General features: G+C 68.9%; 18 protein-coding genes. 14 read left to right on the top strand and 4 right to left on the bottom strand.

Annotated features, from left to right (window positions below; translation table 11 throughout):
• Positions 1–70: 70 nt before the first annotated feature.
• Positions 71–2,275 carry a malate synthase G gene (locus IDM45_RS12480; protein ID WP_209423125.1) on the bottom strand — a complete coding sequence of 735 codons (2,205 nt, stop codon included), beginning with the start codon at positions 2,273–2,275 and terminating at the stop codon, positions 71–73.
• A gap of 313 nt (positions 2,276–2,588) precedes the next feature.
• Between IDM45_RS12480 and IDM45_RS12475 the strand changes: the two genes are divergently transcribed.
• The gene (locus IDM45_RS12475) at positions 2,589–3,521 is read left to right on the top strand and encodes a LysR family transcriptional regulator (protein ID WP_209423124.1); all 933 of its coding nucleotides are present in this window, start codon (positions 2,589–2,591) and stop codon (positions 3,519–3,521) included.
• Positions 3,522–3,587: 66 nt separating this feature from the next.
• Positions 3,588–4,043 (top strand): DUF2214 family protein, encoded by a 456-nt coding sequence (locus IDM45_RS12470; protein WP_209423123.1) that lies wholly within the window; start codon positions 3,588–3,590, stop codon positions 4,041–4,043.
• A 66-nt stretch (positions 4,044–4,109) separates the two neighbouring features.
• On the opposite strand, the gene IDM45_RS12465 is transcribed toward IDM45_RS12470, so the two are convergent.
• Positions 4,110–4,478 (bottom strand): PsiF family protein, encoded by a 369-nt coding sequence (locus IDM45_RS12465; RefSeq protein ID WP_408631664.1) that lies wholly within the window; start codon positions 4,476–4,478, stop codon positions 4,110–4,112.
• A gap of 118 nt (positions 4,479–4,596) precedes the next feature.
• Between IDM45_RS12465 and argS the strand changes: the two genes are divergently transcribed.
• From argS to IDM45_RS12425, 8 genes are all read left to right on the top strand, one after another.
• Positions 4,597–6,276: an arginine--tRNA ligase gene (gene argS / locus IDM45_RS12460; RefSeq protein ID WP_209423122.1), complete on the top strand. Its 1,680-nt coding sequence runs from the start codon at positions 4,597–4,599 to the stop codon at positions 6,274–6,276.
• Positions 6,277–6,291: 15 nt separating this feature from the next.
• Positions 6,292–6,996: an SPOR domain-containing protein gene (locus IDM45_RS12455; RefSeq protein WP_209423121.1), complete on the top strand. Its 705-nt coding sequence runs from the start codon at positions 6,292–6,294 to the stop codon at positions 6,994–6,996.
• A 104-nt stretch (positions 6,997–7,100) separates the two neighbouring features.
• Positions 7,101–7,763 (top strand): thiol:disulfide interchange protein DsbA/DsbL, encoded by a 663-nt coding sequence (locus tag IDM45_RS12450; protein WP_209423120.1) that lies wholly within the window; start codon positions 7,101–7,103, stop codon positions 7,761–7,763.
• The gene (locus tag IDM45_RS12445; RefSeq protein WP_209423119.1) at positions 7,760–8,290 is read left to right on the top strand and encodes a bacteriohemerythrin; all 531 of its coding nucleotides are present in this window, start codon (positions 7,760–7,762) and stop codon (positions 8,288–8,290) included. The genes IDM45_RS12450 and IDM45_RS12445 overlap by 4 nt, the downstream gene beginning before the upstream one ends.
• A gap of 60 nt (positions 8,291–8,350) precedes the next feature.
• The gene (gene lptA / locus IDM45_RS12440; RefSeq protein WP_209423118.1) at positions 8,351–9,004 is read left to right on the top strand and encodes a lipopolysaccharide transport periplasmic protein LptA; all 654 of its coding nucleotides are present in this window, start codon (positions 8,351–8,353) and stop codon (positions 9,002–9,004) included.
• Positions 9,005–9,006: 2 nt separating this feature from the next.
• Positions 9,007–9,795: an LPS export ABC transporter ATP-binding protein gene (gene lptB / locus IDM45_RS12435; RefSeq protein ID WP_209424113.1), complete on the top strand. Its 789-nt coding sequence runs from the start codon at positions 9,007–9,009 to the stop codon at positions 9,793–9,795.
• 85 nt (positions 9,796–9,880) lie between these two features.
• A complete protein-coding gene (locus IDM45_RS12430; RefSeq protein ID WP_209423117.1) occupies positions 9,881–11,419 on the top strand; it encodes an RNA polymerase factor sigma-54 in 1,539 nt (512 codons plus the stop codon).
• A 12-nt stretch (positions 11,420–11,431) separates the two neighbouring features.
• Entirely contained in the window at positions 11,432–11,902 is a 471-nt protein-coding gene (locus IDM45_RS12425; RefSeq protein ID WP_209423116.1) for an acyl-CoA thioesterase, read from the top strand.
• On the opposite strand, the gene IDM45_RS12420 is transcribed toward IDM45_RS12425, so the two are convergent.
• Positions 11,814–13,688, bottom strand: coding sequence for a methyl-accepting chemotaxis protein (locus tag IDM45_RS12420; RefSeq protein WP_209423115.1), 1,875 nt, complete (start codon positions 13,686–13,688; stop codon positions 11,814–11,816). The two genes, IDM45_RS12425 and IDM45_RS12420, sit on opposite strands and share 89 nt — an antisense overlap.
• A gap of 119 nt (positions 13,689–13,807) precedes the next feature.
• Between IDM45_RS12420 and IDM45_RS12415 the strand changes: the two genes are divergently transcribed.
• The 3 genes from IDM45_RS12415 (at position 13,808) to IDM45_RS12405 (ending at position 17,080) form a co-directional block, all read left to right on the top strand.
• Positions 13,808–15,109: a THUMP domain-containing class I SAM-dependent RNA methyltransferase gene (locus tag IDM45_RS12415; RefSeq protein ID WP_209423114.1), complete on the top strand. Its 1,302-nt coding sequence runs from the start codon at positions 13,808–13,810 to the stop codon at positions 15,107–15,109.
• Positions 15,096–15,578 (top strand): putative toxin-antitoxin system toxin component, PIN family, encoded by a 483-nt coding sequence (locus IDM45_RS12410; protein WP_209423113.1) that lies wholly within the window; start codon positions 15,096–15,098, stop codon positions 15,576–15,578. Before IDM45_RS12415 ends, IDM45_RS12410 begins: the two co-directional genes overlap by 14 nt.
• A 200-nt stretch (positions 15,579–15,778) precedes the next feature.
• Positions 15,779–17,080, top strand: a complete 1,302-nt coding sequence (locus IDM45_RS12405) for a UDP-N-acetylglucosamine 1-carboxyvinyltransferase (RefSeq protein ID WP_209423112.1) — start codon at positions 15,779–15,781, stop codon at positions 17,078–17,080.
• 43 nt (positions 17,081–17,123) lie between these two features.
• Here the strand turns inward: IDM45_RS12405 and IDM45_RS12400 are convergent, their stop codons facing one another.
• On the bottom strand, positions 17,124–18,008 hold the full coding sequence (locus IDM45_RS12400; RefSeq protein WP_232653949.1) for a BUD32 family EKC/KEOPS complex subunit: 885 nt from the start codon (positions 18,006–18,008) through the stop codon (positions 17,124–17,126).
• A 64-nt stretch (positions 18,009–18,072) separates the two neighbouring features.
• Here IDM45_RS12400 and IDM45_RS12395 point away from each other — a divergent pair, with 64 nt between their 5' ends.
• Positions 18,073–18,882, top strand: a complete 810-nt coding sequence (locus tag IDM45_RS12395; protein ID WP_209423111.1) for a YecA/YgfB family protein — start codon at positions 18,073–18,075, stop codon at positions 18,880–18,882.
• Positions 18,883–18,977 lie beyond the last annotated feature (95 nt).

Here is an 18,977-nt window from a genome sequence, read left to right as displayed (position 1 = left end):
GGATGAAAACTGCCCGCAGCGCCCGTCAGTCAAGCGCTGCAAGCTATGTTTTCAGTAGCTCACCAGGGTATCAACGCTTGGCTTCACCGGATTTCACCTTCAGGCGCCAGGCGTGCAGCAGCGGCTCGGTGTAGCCGCTGGGCTGCTCCACGCCCTTGAAGACCAGATCGCACGCGGCCTGGTAGGCGGCGGACTCGGCAAAGCGCCCGTGCATCCGCTGGTACAGCGGGTCGCCGCCGTTTTGCTGATCCACCTTGGCGGCCATGCGCTCGAAGGTGGCGCGCACCTGGCCCTCGGTCACGATGCCATGCAAGAGCCAGTTGGCCACGTGCTGGCTCGAAATCCGCAGCGTGGCGCGGTCTTCCATCAGGCCCACGTCGTTGATGTCGGGCACCTTGGAGCAGCCCACGCCCTGGTCGATCCAGCGCACCACGTAGCCCAGGATGCCCTGGATGTTGTTGTCCAGCTCCTGCTGCTTTTCCTCGTCCGACCAGTTGGGGTTGCTGGATACGGGCACGGTGAGCAGGCCGGTGAGCAGGTTGTCGCGCTCGGCGTCTGCGTCCACCTTGAGCAGCTCGGCCTGCACGTCGGCCACCTTGACCTGGTGGTAGTGCAGCGCGTGCAGCGTGGCGCCCGTCGGGCTGGGCACCCAGGCGGTGTTGGCGCCGGCCTTGGGATGGGCGATCTTTTGCTCCAACATGGCGCGCATCAGATCCGGCATGGCCCACATGCCCTTGCCGATCTGGGCGCGGCCGGCCAGGCCGCACGACAGGCCGACCAGCACGTTGTTCTTCTCGTAGGCCTGGATCCAGGCGCTGGCCTTCATGTCGCCCTTGCGGATCATGGGGCCGGCCTGCATGGCCGAGTGCATCTCGTCGCCGGTGCGATCCAGAAAGCCCGTGTTGATGAAGGCCACGCGCGCCGGCGCGGCGGCAATGCAGGCCTTGAGGTTGACCGAGGTGCGGCGCTCCTCGTCCATGATGCCCAGCTTCACCGTGTTCTCCGGCAGGCCCAGCGCCTGCTCGACACGGCCGAACAGCTCGTTGGCAAAGGCCACTTCCGCCGGGCCGTGCATCTTGGGCTTGACGATATAGACGCTGCCGGTGCGCGAGTTGCGCAGGCCGCCCGCCCCGTGGCCCTTGAGGTCGTGGATGGCAATGGCTGTGGTGACCATGGCGTCCATGATGCCCTCGGGGATTTCCCGGCCCTCGGCGCCCCACAGGATGGCCGGGTTGGTCATCAGGTGACCGACGTTGCGCAGGAACATCAGCGAGCGGCCATGCAGCTTCAGCGGCTGGCCATTGGCGCCGGTGTATTCACGATCCGCGTTCAGGCCGCGCGTCATCTGCTGGCCGTCCTTCTGGAAGGTCTCGGTCAGCGTGCCCTTCAGGATGCCCAGCCAGTTGCGGTAGCCCAGCGTCTTGTCCTCGGCGTCCACGGCGGCGACCGAATCCTCCAGGTCTAGGATGGTGGACAGCGCCGCCTCGACCACCACGTCGGACACGCCGGCGGCATCGCCCTTGCCGATGGGGGTGTTGCGATCGATGCGGATGTCGATGTGCAGGCCGTTGTTGACCAGCAGCACGGACGACGGGTTGCCCGCATCGCCCTGGTGGCCGACGAACTGCGCGGCGTCCTTCAGGCCCGTGCTGGCGCCGTCCCTGAGGCTGACCACCAGTTTGCCGCCCTCGACCTTGTAGCCGGTCGCATCCTGGTGCGAGCCCTGCGCCAGCGGCGCAGCCTGATCCAGGAAGTTGCGGGCAAAGGCGATGACCTTCTCGCCGCGCTTGGGGTTGTAGCCACGGCCCTTCTCGGCGCCGTCAGCCTCGTCGATCACATCGGTGCCGTACAGCGCGTCGTACAGCGAACCCCAGCGCGCGTTGGCGGCGTTCAGCGCATAGCGGGCGTTCAGGATGGGCACGACCAGCTGCGGGCCGGCCTGCTGCGCCAGTTCCGCATCCACGTTGGCCGTGGTGGCCTGGGCGTCCTTGGGCGGCTCGACCAGGTAGCCGATCTGCGTCAGGAAGCTGCGGTAGGCCGCCATGTCCTTGATGGGGCCGGGGTTGGCCTTGTGCCAGGTGTCCAGCTCCTTTTGCAGCCGATCGCGCTCGGCCAGCAGGGCGGCGTTGCGCGGCGCCAGGTCGGCCACCAGCGCGTCGAACCCTTGCCAGAACGCTTCAGGCGCCACGCCGGTGCCGGGCAGGACGTCGTTGTTGATGAAATCGTGCAGCTCGGTGGCCACCTGCAGGCCGTGGACTTTGGTGCGTGCGGTCATGTCGATCGGATCCCTTGAAACGAAACGGTTGAGACGGTTGGAGGAGAGAAAAGCAGAGGAGGGCGCAGAGGGCGCGAAGCCTTGCGGAGAACTGTATTGCAATAGTTTGGGTTAATAAATAACCGTAAGAAGCTTTAACTAATGACTTTTTTGCAAAAATCAACCACACTGCGCCGCCGCACCAAGCGGGTACACCACCCGTCTGGCCGGCTGAGGATGTGCAAAAATCATAGCTGTCAGCGCTTGTCTGGCAAGGGTTTGAGCCGTATTTCATTCATGAAACGCCGTCAGCTGGCTGTTTTTCTGCCTGTTCATGGACAAACTCAAAGCCTTCGAGTCCTTCGTCTCCGTCGCCACGCGCGGCAGCCTGACGGCGGCGGCGCGCGCCGAAGGGGTGGCCCCGGCCATCATGGGCCGGCGCCTGGACGCGCTGGAGGAGTACCTGGGCGTCAAGCTGCTGGTGCGCACCACGCGGCGCATCACGCTCACGCACGAGGGCAGCGCCTTCCTGGAAGATTGCCAGCGCCTGCTGGCCGACGTGGCCAACGCCGAGGCCAGCGTGTCCGCCGGCGGCGTCAAGGCCACCGGGCACCTGCGCGTCACCGCGCCGGCGGGCTTTGGCCGGCGCCACGTCGCGCCCCTGGTGCCGCGTTTTCGTGACCTGCACCCGGAGGTGACCCTCTCGCTGAACCTGTCCGACCGGGTGGTCGATCTGGCTGGCGAGGGCTACGACTGCGCGGTGCGCGTGGGCGATCTGCCCGACTCGTCCCTGGTCAGCGTGCGCCTGGCTGACAACCGCCGCCTGTGCGTGGCCACGCCCGAATACCTGCGCCGGCGCGGCACGCCGCAGCACCCCGGCGAGCTGGGCCAGCACGACTGCCTGACGCTGTCCAGCGACGCTTCGCAGACGCGCGGCTGGGCCTTTCGCCTGCCGCGCCAGGAGGGCGATGGCAGCGAGGTGGTGCATTTCAAGCCCGGCGGGCCGCTGGACTGCTCGGACGGCCAGGTGCTGCATGACTGGTGCCTGGGCGGCTGGGGCATCGCCTGGCGCAGCACCTGGGAGGTTGAGGCCGAGATCGCCGCTGGCCGCCTGGTGGAGGTGCTGGCGGACTTTGCCGCGCCGCCCAATGGCATCTACGCCGTCTTTCCGCAGAGAAAGCACCTGCCGCTGCGCGTGCGGCTGTGGATCGAGTGGCTCAGGCAACATTACGCGCGCAGCGACTTCTGGTCGCGCGGGCCGGGGTGACCGTGAGGCCGGCTCTGGCCCTTTTCCCCGCTCTGTACACGCCTTTTTTGCCCCTCCAGGATTGCCATGACCATCGAAGCTCTGCTCGCCTACGCCCACATCATGACCTTTCTGATGCTGGCCACCTTCATGACCAGCGAGACGGCGCTGTGCCGCCCGGACTGGGTGAATCCGGCAGTGGTGCGCCGGCTGGTCTGGGTCAATGCCTTGAGCCTGGTGTCGGGCGTGCTGGTGCTGGCCAGCGGGCTGGCGCGCATCGCCTGGGGCGTCAAGGGCAGCAGCTGGTACTGGGCGCAGCCGCTGCTGCACGCCAAGATCACGCTGCTGGTGGTCATGCTGGGGCTGTCGCTGGCGGCGGCGCGGCGCTACCGCGCCTGGCGCAGCGCGCTGGACGCCGGCGGCGCGCTGCCCGATGCGGCAGCACTCAAGGGCACGCGCCGGCTGGTCATGTGGGCGGCGCACATCATGGTGCTGGTGCCGCTGCTGGCCGTGTTCCTGGCGCGCGGCGTGGGCACGCGCTGAACGGCCAGCCATGAAAAACCCCGCAGGCCGGGCGGCGTGCGGGGCTGTGGGGGCAGCCGGATGGCGTCAGGCGGTCGGCTTGTGGGAAAGGCACTCCTTCATGAAGGCCTTGCGTGCATCGCCCTTGAGCTGCTGGGTCTTGGCCTCGGCGTTGCAGGTCTTCATGCGGGTCTGCTGGCCGCCCTTGGCACTCTTGGCACTTTTGTCGGCCTGGACAGCGCCGGTGCCGCGACATTCCTTGATGAAGGCCTTGCGCTCCTCGCCCTTGAGGTTCTTTTCCTTGGCCTGGGCGCGGCAGGTCTCCTTGGTGATCTGGGCCGAGGCCGGGGCCGGGGCCGGGGCCGTGGCTGGGGAGTCGCCTGCTGCCGGGGCGGCAAGCGAGGGCAGGGCCAGGGCGGCAAGCGCCAGGCAGGTGAGCAGATTCTTCAGTGTCATGAAACTGTGCTCCGGTGAAGGGGTGGGCGGGCCGCAGTCGGGCGCTGCAGCCTGGCCAGCATAGCGCCGCCCCCGTGGCAGGGGAACAGGGGGCGCACCCGTAGAATCCCGCCCCATCATGCTGAGTGTCAAACAGGAATTGCTCGCGGCGCTGGCTGGCGAGCTGGAAAAACTGCAACCCGGCGCCGGTGCGCGTGCTGCCTTTGAAAACCCCAAGGTCGCCGCCCACGGCGATCTGGCCTGCACGGCGGCCATGCAGCTGGCCAAGCCGCTGAAGATGAACCCGCGCCAGCTGGGCGAGCAGCTCAAGGCGGCGCTTGCCGCCACGCCGGCCTTCCAGCAGTGGGTGCAGGCCATCGAAATCGCCGGGCCGGGCTTTCTGAACCTGCGCCTGCAGCCGGCCGCCCACCAACAGGTGGTGCGCGAGGTGCTGGCGCAGGGCGCGCGCTACGGCGTCCAGCGCGCGCGCGGCGAAAAAATCATCGTCGAGTTCGTCTCGGCCAACCCCACCGGCCCGCTGCACGTCGGCCATGGCCGCCAGGCGGCCATTGGCGACGCCATCAGTCATCTGCACGCCACGCAGGGCTGGCAAGTCCACCGCGAGTTCTATTACAACGACGCCGGCGTGCAGATCGACACGCTGACCAAAAGCACGCAGCTGCGCGCTGAAGGGCTCAAGCCCGGCGATGCCGGCTGGCCCGAGGCGGCCTACAACGGCGACTACATCCAGGACATCGCCGATGCCTACCTGGCCGGTGCCACGGTGCGCGCCGACGACCGCGAGTTCACCGCCAGCGGCGACGTGCAGGACTACGAAGGCGTGCGCCAGTTCGCCGTGGCCTATCTGCGCAATGAGCAGGACAAGGACTTGCAGGCCTTCGGGCTGAAGTTCGACCAGTACTACCTGGAGTCCAGCCTGTACGAGCGCGGGCACGTCGAGGACACCGTGCGCCGCCTGGTGGCCAGCGGCCACACCTACGAGCAGGACGGCGCGCTGTGGCTCAGGACGACGGATTTTGGCGACGACAAGGATCGCGTCATGCGCAAGTCCGATGGCAGCTACACCTACTTCCTGCCCGACGTGGCCTACCACATCCAGAAATTCCAGCGTGGCTATGGCCGTGCGGTGAATATCCAGGGCACGGATCACCACGGCACCATCGCCCGCGTGCGCGCCGGCCTGCAGGCGGCGGGCGTGGGCATCCCCCAGGGCTACCCGGACTACGTGCTGCACACCATGGTGCGCGTGGTCAAGGGCGGCGAGGAAGTCAAGATCAGCAAGCGCGCGGGCAGCTACGTCACGCTGCGCGACCTGATCGAGTGGACCAGCCGCGACGCCGTGCGCTTCTTCCTGCTGTCGCGCAAGCCCGATACCGAATACACCTTCGATGTCGATCTGGCGGTGGCGCAGAACAACGACAACCCGGTCTATTACGTGCAATACGCCCATGCGCGCATCTGCTCGGTGCTGCGCGGCTGGCGCGAGGATTGGGACATGGCAGCGCTGCAGGGCGTCGATCTGTCGCCCCTGCAAGGCCCGCAGGCCCAGGCGCTGATGCTGCTGCTGGCCAGATACCCCGAGATGCTCACGGCGGCGGCAGCCGGCAATGCGCCGCACGACGTGACCTTCTACCTGCGCGAGCTGGCCGCCAGCTACCACAGCTACTACGACGCAGAGCGCATCCTGGTCGATGACGAGGGCGTGAAGCTGGCCCGTCTGGCGCTGGTCGCTGCCACCGCACAGGTGCTGCACAATGGCCTGGCAGTGCTGGGCGTGTCGGCCCCGGCGCGCATGTAAGCGGCGAACCCCGTCATGAAACACCAGCAACGCGGCGGCACCATTCTTGGCCTGATCCTGGGCGTCATCCTCGGCTTGGGGGCGGCGCTGGCCGTGGCCGTCTATGTCACCAAGGTACCCGTGCCTTTCCTGACCAAGGCCAGCCCGCGCGCCTCCGAGCAGGACGAGGCCGAGCGCAACAAGAACTGGGATCCCAACGCCCCGCTGTACGGCAAGAACCCGGCGCGGCCAGCATCTGGCGACAGCGCTGCCGGGCCGGCGCAGCCACCAGCCCCGGCCACCCCGGCAGCGCCCGCCGAGTCCGCGTCCAGCCAGCCCGTGGCCCCTGCCGTGGTCGGCAACGTCCCCGATACAGCGGCCCCGCCGGCGCGCAGCGCCGACAGCCGCCCGCAGCCGCCACCCACCTCGGCCGATCCGCTGGGCGACCTGGCCCGGGCGCGCGCCAATGCCGCGCCGGCGCCGGCCCCTGCGTCCAGCAGCGATCCGTTCGACTATTTCGTGCAGGCCGGTGCGTTCCGCACCCAGCAGGACGCCGACGCGCAGCGCGCCAAGCTGGCCATGCTGGGCTGGGAAGCGCGCGTGAGCGAGCGCGAGCAAAGCGGGCGCACGGTGTTTCGCGTGCGCATCGGGCCGTTCGGCAAGCGCGACGATGCCGAGGGACTGAAGCAAAAGCTCGATGGCGCCGGTGTCGATTCGGCCCTGGTGCGCGTGCCGCGCTGAGTGCGCCGCGCCAGTCGCAGCGGACGCACGCTGGAACCTTTCGCCCTGCCGGGCAGTCCATCCTCACCTTTGAATCCCCTTGAATCCATCGGAGGCAGCCGCCCATGAATCGCCGTGAGTTTTCCTCGTCCACCGCTTCGGTGCTCGCCCTGTCCGCCCTGGGACTGCCGCTGGTCATGCCCACGACAGCCCAGGCACAGCAGCAGTTCAAGGAGGGCAAGGAATATGTGCGCCTGTCCAAGGCCGCGCCTGTCGAGGCGCCGGCCGACAGGATCGAGGTCATCGAGTTCTTCTGGTACAGCTGCCCGCACTGCAATACCTTCGAGCCCACCTTCGAAGCCTGGAAGAAGAATGCGCCGCAGAACCTGGCCATCCGCCGCGTGCCGGTGGCCTTCAACGCCAGCTTCGTGCCGCAGCAAAAGCTCTACTACGCGCTGGAGGGCATGGGCAAGCTGCCCGAGCTGCACACCAAGGTCTTTCGCGCCGTCCACGTCGAGCGCCTGCCGCTGAACAAGGACGAGCTGATCTACGAATGGATCGCCAAGCAGGGCGTGGATGCCAAGAAGTTCAAGGAGGTCTATACCTCGTTCACCGTGGCCAACCAGATCCGCAAGGCCACCCAGCTGCAGAACGACTACCAGGTCGAGGGCGTGCCCTCCATGGGCGTGGCCGGGCGCTACTACACCGACGGCACCATGGCCGGCAACATGGACAACGTGCTGCGCGTGGTCGAGCACCTGGTCGGCCAGGCGCGGAAAAAGACATGAGCCACCTCGTCTGGACGGCGGATCTGAACACCGGCATTGCCGAGATCGACCGCCAGCACCAGCGCATCGTCGAGTACATCAATGCGCTGTATGACCAGAAGGACAACCCCGATCGCAGTGTCCTGGCAGCCATCATCCACAACGTGGTGGACTACACCGAGTCGCACTTCGCTTTCGAGGAAGCATTGCTGGAGCAGTCGGGCTACGAGTTCCTGGACTTGCACAAGAAAGTCCATGCGCTGTTCATCCGGCGTGTGTCCCTGATCAAGGGCCGCTTCGATGGCGGCGAGGATGTGGCCGGCGAGTTGCACGACATCCTGTCGCGCTGGCTGTTCAGCCACATCCGTGCCGAAGACCACAACTACAAGGAGCGCGTCAAGGGCTATCTGGCCGGACGCGGCGCGGATGCAGCAGCGGCGCAGACCAAGGCCCAGGCCCTGCAGGCCAGCGATTACGAGCGGTTGCTGCCCGAGTTGAATCAGCGGATGCAGAAAAAAGGCTGGCTGGCACGGCTTTTCTCGCGCTGAGCCGGCTCGCAAAGGGCGCGCCGACGTGCATCGCTACAATCCTTGCAAGAAACGTGCCCCATGCAGATCCGCTCCCTTCACCCCTTCGCCCTGTCCTTGCTTGCCGCCGCGCTGCTGGCTGCGGCACCGCTGGCCAACGCCGAGAAGGCCGACCGCAGCAAGCCCATGAACATCGAGGCCGATGCGCTGCGCCACGACGAGCTGCAGCAAGTCACCGTGTTCACCGGCCACGTGGTCATGACCAAGGGCTCCATCGTGCTGCGCGGCGCGCGCCTGGAAGTGCGCCAGGATGCCAATGGCTACCAAAGCGGCGTCATCACGGCAGATGGCAACCAGCGCGCCTTCTTCCGGCAAAAGCGCGACACCGCCCCGGGGGCGCCCGATGAATACGTCGAGGGCGAGGCCGAGCGCATCGAGTACGACGGGCGTGCCGACGTGGTGCGCCTGATCCGCCGGGGCGAGCTGCGCCGCTACCGCGCCGCCGCCCTCAGCGACGAGCTGACCGGCGCGCGCATCGTCTACAACAACGCCACCGACGTGTTCACCGTCGAGGGCGGAGCGCCGACCGGCAAGGGCAGCAGCGGCGGCACACCGGGCGGGCGCGTGCGCGCCGTGCTGGCGCCGCGCGAGACGGCGCCGGCCAGCCCCGCCCCGGCACCCGCCGCCACACCCGCCCTGCGCCCCAGCCCCGAGCTGGGCGCCGGCAAGCCGTGAGCATGGCGCAGCCGGCGGCAGCGCCCCCGGTCGGCAGTGGCGCCGACGCGGCCAGTTGCCTGCAGGCCCACCACCTGCGCAAGAGCTACGGCGGCCGGCAGGTGGTCAAGGATGTGTCGCTGTCCGTGCAAAAGGGCGAGGTGGTCGGCCTGCTCGGCCCCAATGGCGCCGGCAAGACCACGTCGTTCTACATGATCGTCGGCCTGGTGCGCTGCGATGGCGGCCAGATCGGCATCGACGGCCACGACGTGACCGACATGCCCATCCACCGGCGCTCGCGCCTGGGCCTGTCGTATCTGCCGCAGGAAGCGTCCATCTTCCGCAAGCTCAGCGTGCAGGACAACGTGCGCGCCGTGCTGGAGCTGCAAAAGGACGAGCAGGGCCGGCCCCTGCCACGCGCCGAGATCGAGCAGCGCCTGACCAGCCTGCTGCAGGAGCTGCGCGTGGAGCACCTGCGCGAGTCGCCCGCGCCGGCCCTGTCGGGCGGCGAGCGCCGGCGCGTGGAGATTGCCCGGGCGCTGGCCACCCAGCCGCGCTTCATCCTGCTGGACGAGCCCTTTGCCGGTATCGACCCGATCGCTGTGATCGAGATCCAGCGCATCATCGGTTTTCTGAAGGCGCGCGGCATCGGCGTGCTCATCACCGATCACAACGTGCGCGAGACGCTGGGCATCTGCGACCACGCCTTCATCATCAGCGAGGGCAGCGTGCTGGCACGCGGCACACCCTCCGAGATCGTGGACAACGCCGAAGTGCGCCGGGTATACCTGGGCGAGCACTTTCGCATGTGAGCATGACCTTGCGCCACGCCATGACTGCTGTGCGCCTTGCCCTGCTGCCGATCGTGCCGCTCGCGCCCTGCGGCGGCCTTGCGCGATGAGCCGCCCGGCGCTGTCGCTGCGCGTCTCCCAGCAACTGGCGCTCACGCCGCAGCTGCAGCAGTCCATCCGGCTGCTGCAGCTGTCCACCCTGGAGCTGGCGCAGGAGGTCGAGCAGATGCTGGCCGACAACCCCTTCCTGGAGCACGACGACGAGGCCGAGGCGACTGCCCCGCCCGGGCCAGTTGCCGAGCCCCTGGCTGCGTCCCAGCACGGCAGCGCCGAGGATGGCGCCGACGCCGCCGATGCGCCAAGCACGCCCGAGACCGCCGAGCTGCCCGATGCCCCCGAGCGCCTGGAGTGGGAGGGCGAGGGCGCCGGCGAGAGTGACTGGGGCTTGGACGGCCCGGGCCGCAGCGGCGCCAGCGATGCCGAAGGCGAGTTCGACGCCCTGGAGTTGGCCAGCAGCCACGAATCCCTGGCCGAGCACCTGAGCCGCCAGGCGCTGGCGCTGCACCTGTCGCCCGAGGACGCGGCGGCGCTGGCGCTGCTGATCGGCTCGCTCGATGACGACGGCTATCTGCCGGACTCGCTGCCCGAGCTGGCCGACAGCCTGCTGGCGGGCGACCCCGACCCCGAGCGGCGCGAGGACGTGCTGCACCGCCTGACCGTTGCCCTGGGCTTGCTGCAGAGCCTGGAGCCCGCCGGCGTGGGCGCACGCGACCTGGCCGAGTGCCTGACGCTGCAACTGCGCGAGCGCGAGCGCGAGGGCAGCGCCGAGCCGGCACTGGTGCGCGTGGCCCTGGCCGTGTGCCGCCAGCCGCTGGAGTGGCTGGCGCGGCGCGACGTGCGCCGCCTGGCGCATACCTGCGCGGCCAGCGACGAGCAGACGCGCACCGCCATCGCCCTGATCGCCACCCTGGAGCCGCACCCGGGCCGGCGCTTTGCCGACGTGCGCCGCCTGGTGGTCGTGCCCGACGTGATCGTGCGGCGCAGCGGCAGTGGCACGCAGCAGCGCTTTGCCGTGCAGCTCAACCCCGAGGTCATGCCGCGCCTGCGCGTACACGAGCTGTATGCCGGCGCGCTGCGTGGCCACCGGGGCAGCGAGGGCCATGCCCAGCTGCAGGCGCGGCTGCAGGAGGCGCGCTGGTTCATCAAGAACGTGCAGCAGCGCTTTGACACCATCCTGCGCGTGTCCGACGCCATCGTGCAGCGGCAGAAGAATTTCTTCGTGCATGGCGAGCTGGCCATGCGCCCGCTGGTGCTGCGCGACATCGCCGAAGAGCTGGGCCTGCACGAGTCCACCATCTCGCGCGTGACCACCGCCAAGTACATGGCCACGCCGCAGGGCACCTACGAGCTGAAGTATTTCTTCGGCTCCGGCCTGGGCACGGAGACCGGCGGCAACGCATCGAGCACGGCGGTGCGGGCGCTGATCCGCCAGTTCGTTGCCGCCGAAGACCCGGCCAAGCCCCTGTCGGACAGCAAGATCGCCGATTTGCTCAAGGAGCAGGGCATCGAGTGCGCCCGCCGCACGGTGGCCAAATACCGCGAGGCGCTGAAGATCCCGACAGCCAGCCTGCGCAAGACTCTTTGAACTTTTTTTTCCATGGCCCGCATCGTCTTTGACATCCCCGCGCACTTCGGCTTTGCCACCGAGGTGCAGGTCTATATCAGCCACGTCAACCAGGGCGGGCATCTGGACAACGCCCAGCTGCTCAGCCTGGTGTCGGAGGCGCGCGTGCGCTTTTTCCACGCCCTGGGCTGGCGCGAAGGCCACGTCGGCGGCGCCGCCATCGTGGTCGGCGACATGCTGGCGCAGTACAAGTCCGAGGCCTTCCACGGCGAGACGCTGCGGGTGCAGATGACGCCCGCAGAGTTCAACCGCTACGGCTTCGACCTGGTGTTTTGCATGACCGAAACCGTCAGCGGACGCGAGGTCGCCCGGGGCAAGACCGGCATCGTCTTCATCGACCGCGAGTCGCGCCGGGTCACGCCAATTGCGGCAGACGTGCTGGCGCGGCTGCAGCAATGCTCCCAGCCACAGGTGCCGACCGACCCGCCTCCTGCGGCAGCCTGAACTGGCCGACCACCTGCGTCAGCTCCTGCGCCTGCTGGCGCAGGGACTGGGCGGCGGCGCTGGCCTGCTCGACCAGGGCGGCGTTTTGCTGAGTCGCCTGATCCATCTGCGTGACGGCGCTGCCGACCTCGGCAATGCCCCGGCTTTGCTCCTGGCTGGCGCTGCTGATTTCGGTGACGATGGTGCTGACGCGGGCGATGCTTTGCTCGACCTCCTGCATGGTCTGGCCGGCGTTGTGCACCAGGCGGCTGCCGGCGTCCACCTGCTGCACTGAGGCATCGATCAGGCCCTTGATCTCCCGGGCAGCGGTGGCGGCGCGCTGCGCCAGCGTGCGCACCTCGCCGGCCACCACGGCAAAGCCCCGGCCCTGCTCGCCGGCGCGCGCGGCCTCCACGGCCGCGTTGAGCGCCAGGATGTTGGTCTGGAAGGCAATGCCGTCGATGACCTGGATGATGTCCACGATGCGCCGCGAGGCGCTCTCGATGCCCTCCATGGTCTGCACCACCTGGCGCACCACGCCTGCGCCCTCGCCGGCGACCTGCGAGGCGCTGCCGGCCAGCTCGTGCGCCTGGCGCGCATGGGCGGCGTTCTGTTGCACCGTGGCCGTGAGCTGCTCCATGGCAGCGGCAGTCTCCTGCAGCGAGCCGGCCTGGGCCTCGGTGCGGCCCGACAAGTCCTGGTTGCCGCTGGCGATCTCGCTGGCCGCCACCTGCACCGAGTCCGCCGCCAGGCGGATGCGCAGCAGCACCTGGGCGATCTTGTCGGCAAAGGCATTGAAGGCCTGGCCGATCTGCGCCAGCTCGGGCGGGCCGTCGGTTGCCATGCGCCGCGTCAGGTCGCCCTCGCCCGAGGCGATGTCGCGCAGCGCATCGCGCACGGCCAGCAGGGGGCGCAGCTGCTGGCTGACCATGGCGACCATCAGCAGCGCCGACAGCAGCACCACCACCACCGTGGTGCCGGCGGCGATCTGCCCCAGCCGGGCAAGGGCCGACAGGGCCTGGGCCTGATCCGCCGCCACGGCCAGCACCCAGGGCGTGCCCTGCACCTGGGCGGCGTAGAGCAGCTGCGTGCGCCCGTCCAGCTCCAGCAGGGCGTGGCCGCCGCCCGCAGCCAGGCGCTGCAGGCCCTCCAGGCTCAGCGATGCCTCCATGTCCTTGAGCGGCTTGCTGGTCAGCGCAGCCTCGGGGTGCGCCAGGATGCTGCCGTTGCCGCCATCGACCAGGAAGGCAAAACTCTTGTCCGTGGCGCGGATGGCGCCGACCTTGCGCACCACCGAGCCGAGCTGGATGTCCGAGCCGACCACGGCCACGGCCTGGCCGTTTTCCAGCACCGGCTCGACCAGGCTCACGGTGAGCTGCCCGCTGGCCGAATCCGGATAGACCGGCGTCAGCACCGGGCCGCCAGCGGCCACAGCCTGCCGGTACCAGCCGCGCGCCGTGCCGTCGTAGCCCTCGGGGCGGGGCTTGGTGAAGGCATGGCTCTTGTCGGCGCGCACGAAATAGGCCAGATCCAGCCCGGACGCCTCGGCGGCGCGCAGCAGCGGCTGTGGATCCTCCAGCGCCAGCGCCAGCTTCAGCGAGCCGGTGATGCGCTGGCGATCCTGCACCCATTGGCTCAGCTCGGCGGCGTGCTGGCGCGTCAGGCCGCCGATGCGCTCGTCCAGGTTGTCCAGCAAATTGGCGCGCACCACGATGAAGGCGACAGCCGACAGAATGCACAGGGACAGCACGGCAATCGCGGTGCTGGCGCCGATCAGCCGGGCGCGCAGGCTCAAATGTTGAAACATGGTTTTTCTCCTCCTCGGATACCCATTGTCAGACATGGCTGACAGAGGATGAAGAAAATGCTGCGTTGCAGCATGTCCCCTGATGCTGCCCGGCATCCTTGCCCTACGGAATCTGTCTCATGAACTCACTGCAGTTGTTTCTCCCCTGCGCCGCCGGCGTGGAAGGCCTGCTGGCCGACGAAGTCCACGCCCTCACGGGCCTGGCCGGCCATGACCTGCTGACTGGGCGCGGCGGCGTGCTGGCGCGCGCTTCCTGGCGCCAGGCGCTGGAGCTGAACCTGCACAGCCGGCTGGCCCAGCGCGTGCTGGTGCAACTGGCCAGCCGGCCCTATCGCAGCGAGGACGACCTGTACGCGCTGGCGGCAGACGTGGCCTGGGAGATCTGGTTCACGCCGCGCCAGAGCTTCAAGATCGAAGTCACGGCGCAGCACAGCCCGCTCAAGAGCCTCAATTTCGCCGCGCTGCGCGTCAAGGATGCCGTGGCCGACCGCTTTCGCGCCAAGGCCGGCGTGCGCCCCGATGTGCAGACGCGCTGGCCCGACGTGCGCCTCCACCTGCACCTGACGGCAGGCGAGGCGCAGCTGTATATCGACACCTCGGGCGAGTCGCTGTTCAAGCGCGGCTGGCGCAATGCCGCCGATGGCGGCCTCAAGGGCGATGCGCCGCTCAAGGAGACGCTGGCCGCCGCCATGATTGCCGCCAGCGGCTGGCAGCCACACGGCGGCGCCCCGCTGCCGCTGTACGACCCCTGCTGCGGCAGCGGCACGGTAGCCATCGAAGCGGCGCAGATCGCCTGCCGCATGGCGCCGGGGCTGCACCGACGCTTTGGCTTCGAAAAGCTCCTGCCGTTTCAGGCGCATGTCTGGTCTGCTATCAAAGAAGAAGCTGTCAGCGCAGTCGTGGAGCCGGTTGCGCCGGTATTTGGCAGCGATATTGCGCACCGCATGGTGGACTTTGCCCAGCGCAATGCCGAGCGCGCCGGCGTGGCGCACGCCGTGCAGCTGCGCGGCGGCGACGCGCTGCAGCGTATGCCGCCGACGCCGCAGCCGGGCCTGCTGCTACTCAACCCGCCCTATGGCGAACGCATCGCCGCTGCCGGCAGCGCCGGGCGCAACGCCGCCGAGCGCGCCCAGGCCCGCCAGGGCGGCCACGGCCCGGGCCGCGAGAGCGCGCAGGTCGAGGACGGCGGCGATTTCTTCGCCCAGTTGGCGGCGCACTGGAAGCGGCACTACGCCGGCTGGCAGGCCTGGCTGCTCACGCCCGACCTGAAGCTGCCCAGCCGGATGCGCCTGAAGGAGTCGCGCCGCGTGCCGCTGTGGAACGGGCCGATTGAGTGCCGGCTGTTTCGCTTCGACCTGGTGGCCGGCAGCGCGCGCGCCCGCCCGGGCGCGGGAGCGGGAGCTGCCGATGCGCCGGCCTGAACTGCAGCTGAGCGCCCGGCCCACACCCGGCGAGGCCGCGCGCCCGGTGGTGCTGGACAGCAACATCGTGCTCGATCTGCTGCTGTTTGCCGACCCGGCTGCTGCGGCGCTGCGCGCGCTGCTGGGGGCTGGCCGGCTGCGCTGGATCGCCACCCAGGCCATGCGCGACGAGCTGGCCAGCGTGCTGCAGTACGCCCATCTGCAGGCGCGGCTGCAGCGGGCCGGGCAGCAGGCCGATCAGCTGCTGGCCGCATTCGACGCCGGCGCCCAGCTGCTGCCCGCTGCCGCGCGCGCGCCCTGCGTGTGCAAGGACGCCGATGACCAGAAATTCATCGATCTGGCGGTGGCCGAGCGCGCGCTGCTGCTGTCCAAGGACAAGGCCGTGCTTTGCATGAGAAAAAGGCTGGAAAGCCTTGGTGTGCAAGCGGTGGCAGCTATTGTTTTTGAAGCTCAATCAATTCTGCCTTGAAGGCTGCGCCAGCGCTGCTGCCGTCGTTTGCAGGGTTAACAAGCTTGAATCACAAGACCTGTAGCGCCACTGCACACAGCGCTTGGCGCTACAGTGCCGGGCTGCGTTTCACAGGTATCTTTTCCAGGCGCTCCCAGGCGCGAATGCTGCCAGCCGCCTCCTGTCTTCCATCCCCCGCCTCCCAGCGTCTGTCTGTCCCCATGTCCAATCTCATCGTGTACGGCGGCGCGCCGCTGCGTGGCCGCATCGTCCCGTCCGCCAACAAGAATGCCGTCCTGCCCATCCTGTGCGCCACGCTGCTGACGCGCGCGCCGCTGCGCCTGGTCGGGGTGCCCGACATCACCGACGTGCGCAAGATCCTGGACATCTTCCGCACCCTGGGCAGCCAGGTACACCTGGACGAGGCCAGTGGCGTGCTGAGCCTGCACCACGAGCACACGCGCTTCGACGCCGCCTGCCACCGCCTGCCCGAGGAGATGCGCTCGTCCATCATGCTGGTGCCGCCGCTGCTGGCGCGCTTTTGTGTGGCGCGGCTGGAGGACAACGTCAAGGGCTGCACTCTGGGCGTGCGCGAGATCGACCCGCACGTGGAGGTGTTTCGCCACTTCGGCGCCGAGGTCGAGCGCACCGAAGGCTCGCTGCTGGTGCGACGCGAGGGCGAGCTGACGCCGGTGCAGCACTGGCTGGACTACGCCTCGGTCACCACGACGGAAAACTTCGTGCTGTGCGCGGCCAGCGCGCCGGGCACCTCGACCCTGATGAACGCTGCGTCCGAGCCGCATGTGCAGGAGTTCTGCCGCTTCATGCAGCTGCTGGGCGTGAAGATCGAGGGCGTGGGCACCTCGCGCCTGGTGGTGCATGGAGCCGGTGAGCTGGGCGGCGGCGAGTTCCGCTTCGACGAGGATTTCCACGAGATCACCACCTTCCTGGCGCTGGGGGCCATCACCGGCGGCGACGTGCGTGTGAAGAACAGCGCGCCGGAGAACTTCCCGCTGATCGACCGCACTTTTGCCAAGTTCGGCGTGCGCGTGGAGCACGAGGACGGCTGGTCGTGCGCCCGGGTGGACGGCCCGCTCAAGGTGCAGACGCCGTTTACAGCCAACGTGCTGACCAAGGTTGAGGCCGCGCCCTGGCCGTACTTCCCGGTCGATCTGCTGCCCATCTTCATCGCCCTGGGCGTGCGTGCGCAGGGCAACGCCATGTTCTGGAACAAGGTTTATGACGGGGCGCTGGGCTGGACGGGCGAGTTGTCCAAGTTCGGCGCGCATGTGTTCTCCTCGGATCCGCACCGCATCGTGACGTTCGGCGGCGGCGAGTTGACGCCGGCGGTGGTCGAGAGCCCCTACATCATCCGCGTGGCGATTGCCCTGTTCATGGTCGCGGCCAGCATCCCGGGGCGCTCGGAGATCCGCAATGCCCTGCCGATCCGCCGCGCCCATCCGCACTTCGTGGAGAACCTGCGCAGCCTGGGCGCACAAGTCGAGTGGGCCAGCGAGGATTGAGCATGAAAAATGGCTCAAACCCTTGCTGTACAAGCGGTTGCAGCTACTTTTTATATAGCTGACTGAAAAACTCCCAGCCCGCCCGCAGGCGCTGCGCGTCGCGGCCCCAGCGGCGGTCGGGCGGCAAATGGCGCAGCCAGGCCAGGCGCGCCACGGTCTGTGCCAGCAGCGCCTGGAACGGCGCGCCGTAGTGCGGCTGCTGCAGCCGCGCGCGCCAGCTGCCGCGCGCCTCCTGCAGCACCTGCGCCTGCACCAGGTGCAGCGCGGTGGAATGCACATAGCACAGCAGGTCGCGCAACTGGCATACCGGCAGGGGCAGGGCGGCGGCAGGGTCGTCCTCGAAGTCGATGCAGGCGATGTGCCCGTCGGCGGCGCGCACCAGGTTGCGGGCAAAGGCCTGGCTCAGGCATTGGCCGCGCGCGTGGACATGCACCAGCGTGTCCAGGCCCTGCGTCCACAGTGCCAGCACGGCGGTGCTGTCGGCACTGTCCAGGGCGGCATCGAGTTCGCCGGCCAGCGAGGGCGCGGGCTGGCCGGGCGCGCCCAGGTCGGCCATCACAAAGCCATCCTCGGCAGCCGCCAGGAGTTGCGGCACGGCGATGCCGCGCTGGCGCAGCTCCTGCAGGCGGCGCACCTCGGTGGCAATCGCCGCGCGTCCGCCCCGGTTGGGCACGGGCGTGAGCACCGGCAGGCGCAGCAGCCGTGCCGCCAGGCCCAGCGCCCGGTAGCCGGCCATGCCGTGGCGCGGCCCGGCGCGCTTGAGCCACACGCGCGCGCCGTCCAGCTCGTGGTGCGCCACCAGCGCCTCCTGCCGGGGCAGCTGCTGGGCCAGGAAGTCGGCGGCACTCTGGCTGCAGACCGGCGCAGGCGTGGCAGCGTGAGGAATGGCGGCAGTGCTGCCGGGGGCGGCGCGGGGGCGATCGGGCATCGGGCAAGTATCAGGCCAGGCGCTACACTGCCCGGCCCTTTTTCATCTTCCCACGGGATGCGCCATGACCGAAGCCGCCTCATCCTCCGCTGGCCTGAGCCCGGACGAACTCGACGAACTCGATGCCCTGCTCGATGACCTGCGCACGCGCGACGAGCTGGTGCCGCACTGGGAGTTCTGCGACGGCGTGCTGACGGCGCTGGCGTGTACGCGCCGCCCGGTGCTGCCGCAGGAGTGGCTGCCCTTCCTGCTGGTCGATACCGACGAGCTGCTGCCTGCCGACGGGCCGCTGCCGCTGCTGGCGCCGTTCAGGGATTTGCCGCAGCAGGAGCGCTTCCTGCAGCTGTGGGAGCGCCGCCGCGCCCAGGTGCAGGCGCAACTGGCGCACGAGCCGGACTCGCTGGATCACGAGGACGCCTTCCAGCCCGAGGTCATCGACATGCGCGGCGCCATCGCCAGCCTGCCCGAGGCCGAGCGCGCCGAGATGGAGGGCGAGGAAATCCCGGCCTTTGGCCAGGTCTGGGCGGCCGGCTTTCTGTGGGCCGTCGATACCTGGGAGGACGATTGGGAGCTGCCGCGCGACAAGGAAACCGCCGAGTGGATCACGGACTCGCTGCAGGCCATCGAGGCGCTGGCTGAGGACGACAAGGGCGAGCCGGTGCTGTGCATGTACGCCGAGGATGGCCCGCCCAGCACCAGCCAGGAGCGGCTGGAGGTCTTTGGCGAGGCCATCTGGGCCATCTACGACCTGCGCCGCATCTGGCACAGCCTGGGGCCGCGCGTCGAGCAGATCGTGCGCGGCCCGCAGCCCGGGCGCAATGATCCCTGCCCGTGCGGCAGCGGCAAGAAGTTCAAAAAATGCCACGGCGCCTGAGCGCCGACCGCCGGGATTGATGCTCCTTCCCCTCTGGGGGAAGGTGGGGATGGGGCGGCTGGTGCTGGCGCGCCGGATTGCCTGGTCAGGCGTCG

Origin of the sequence: Melaminivora jejuensis, assembly GCF_017811175.1 — a bacterium.
Lineage (GTDB): Bacteria > Pseudomonadota > Gammaproteobacteria > Burkholderiales > Burkholderiaceae_C > Melaminivora > Melaminivora jejuensis.
This window is presented reverse-complemented; position numbering and strand designations above follow the sequence as displayed.

What these genes read in the sequence shown, in the direction of transcription:
- IDM45_RS12405 (WP_209423112.1), top strand. Translation starts at nt 15,779, where the DNA reads ATGTCCAATCTCATCGTGTACGGCGGCGCGCCGCTGCGTGGCCGCATC.
- IDM45_RS12480 (WP_209423125.1), bottom strand. Translation starts at nt 2,275, where the DNA reads ATGACCGCACGCACCAAAGTCCACGGCCTGCAGGTGGCCACCGAGCTG.
- IDM45_RS12455 (WP_209423121.1), top strand. Translation starts at nt 6,292, where the DNA reads ATGAAACACCAGCAACGCGGCGGCACCATTCTTGGCCTGATCCTGGGC.
- IDM45_RS12475 (WP_209423124.1), top strand. Translation starts at nt 2,589, where the DNA reads ATGGACAAACTCAAAGCCTTCGAGTCCTTCGTCTCCGTCGCCACGCGC.
- IDM45_RS12450 (WP_209423120.1), top strand. Translation starts at nt 7,101, where the DNA reads ATGAATCGCCGTGAGTTTTCCTCGTCCACCGCTTCGGTGCTCGCCCTG.
- IDM45_RS12400 (WP_232653949.1), bottom strand. Translation starts at nt 18,008, where the DNA reads ATGCCCGATCGCCCCCGCGCCGCCCCCGGCAGCACTGCCGCCATTCCT.
- IDM45_RS12395 (WP_209423111.1), top strand. Translation starts at nt 18,073, where the DNA reads ATGACCGAAGCCGCCTCATCCTCCGCTGGCCTGAGCCCGGACGAACTC.
- IDM45_RS12415 (WP_209423114.1), top strand. Translation starts at nt 13,808, where the DNA reads ATGAACTCACTGCAGTTGTTTCTCCCCTGCGCCGCCGGCGTGGAAGGC.
- IDM45_RS12465 (WP_408631664.1), bottom strand. Translation starts at nt 4,478, where the DNA reads ATGACACTGAAGAATCTGCTCACCTGCCTGGCGCTTGCCGCCCTGGCC.
- IDM45_RS12410 (WP_209423113.1), top strand. Translation starts at nt 15,096, where the DNA reads ATGCGCCGGCCTGAACTGCAGCTGAGCGCCCGGCCCACACCCGGCGAG.
- argS (WP_209423122.1), top strand. Translation starts at nt 4,597, where the DNA reads ATGCTGAGTGTCAAACAGGAATTGCTCGCGGCGCTGGCTGGCGAGCTG.
- IDM45_RS12430 (WP_209423117.1), top strand. Translation starts at nt 9,881, where the DNA reads ATGAGCCGCCCGGCGCTGTCGCTGCGCGTCTCCCAGCAACTGGCGCTC.
- IDM45_RS12425 (WP_209423116.1), top strand. Translation starts at nt 11,432, where the DNA reads ATGGCCCGCATCGTCTTTGACATCCCCGCGCACTTCGGCTTTGCCACC.
- IDM45_RS12420 (WP_209423115.1), bottom strand. Translation starts at nt 13,688, where the DNA reads ATGTTTCAACATTTGAGCCTGCGCGCCCGGCTGATCGGCGCCAGCACC.
- lptB (WP_209424113.1), top strand. Translation starts at nt 9,007, where the DNA reads ATGGCGCAGCCGGCGGCAGCGCCCCCGGTCGGCAGTGGCGCCGACGCG.
- IDM45_RS12470 (WP_209423123.1), top strand. Translation starts at nt 3,588, where the DNA reads ATGACCATCGAAGCTCTGCTCGCCTACGCCCACATCATGACCTTTCTG.
- IDM45_RS12445 (WP_209423119.1), top strand. Translation starts at nt 7,760, where the DNA reads ATGAGCCACCTCGTCTGGACGGCGGATCTGAACACCGGCATTGCCGAG.
- lptA (WP_209423118.1), top strand. Translation starts at nt 8,351, where the DNA reads ATGCAGATCCGCTCCCTTCACCCCTTCGCCCTGTCCTTGCTTGCCGCC.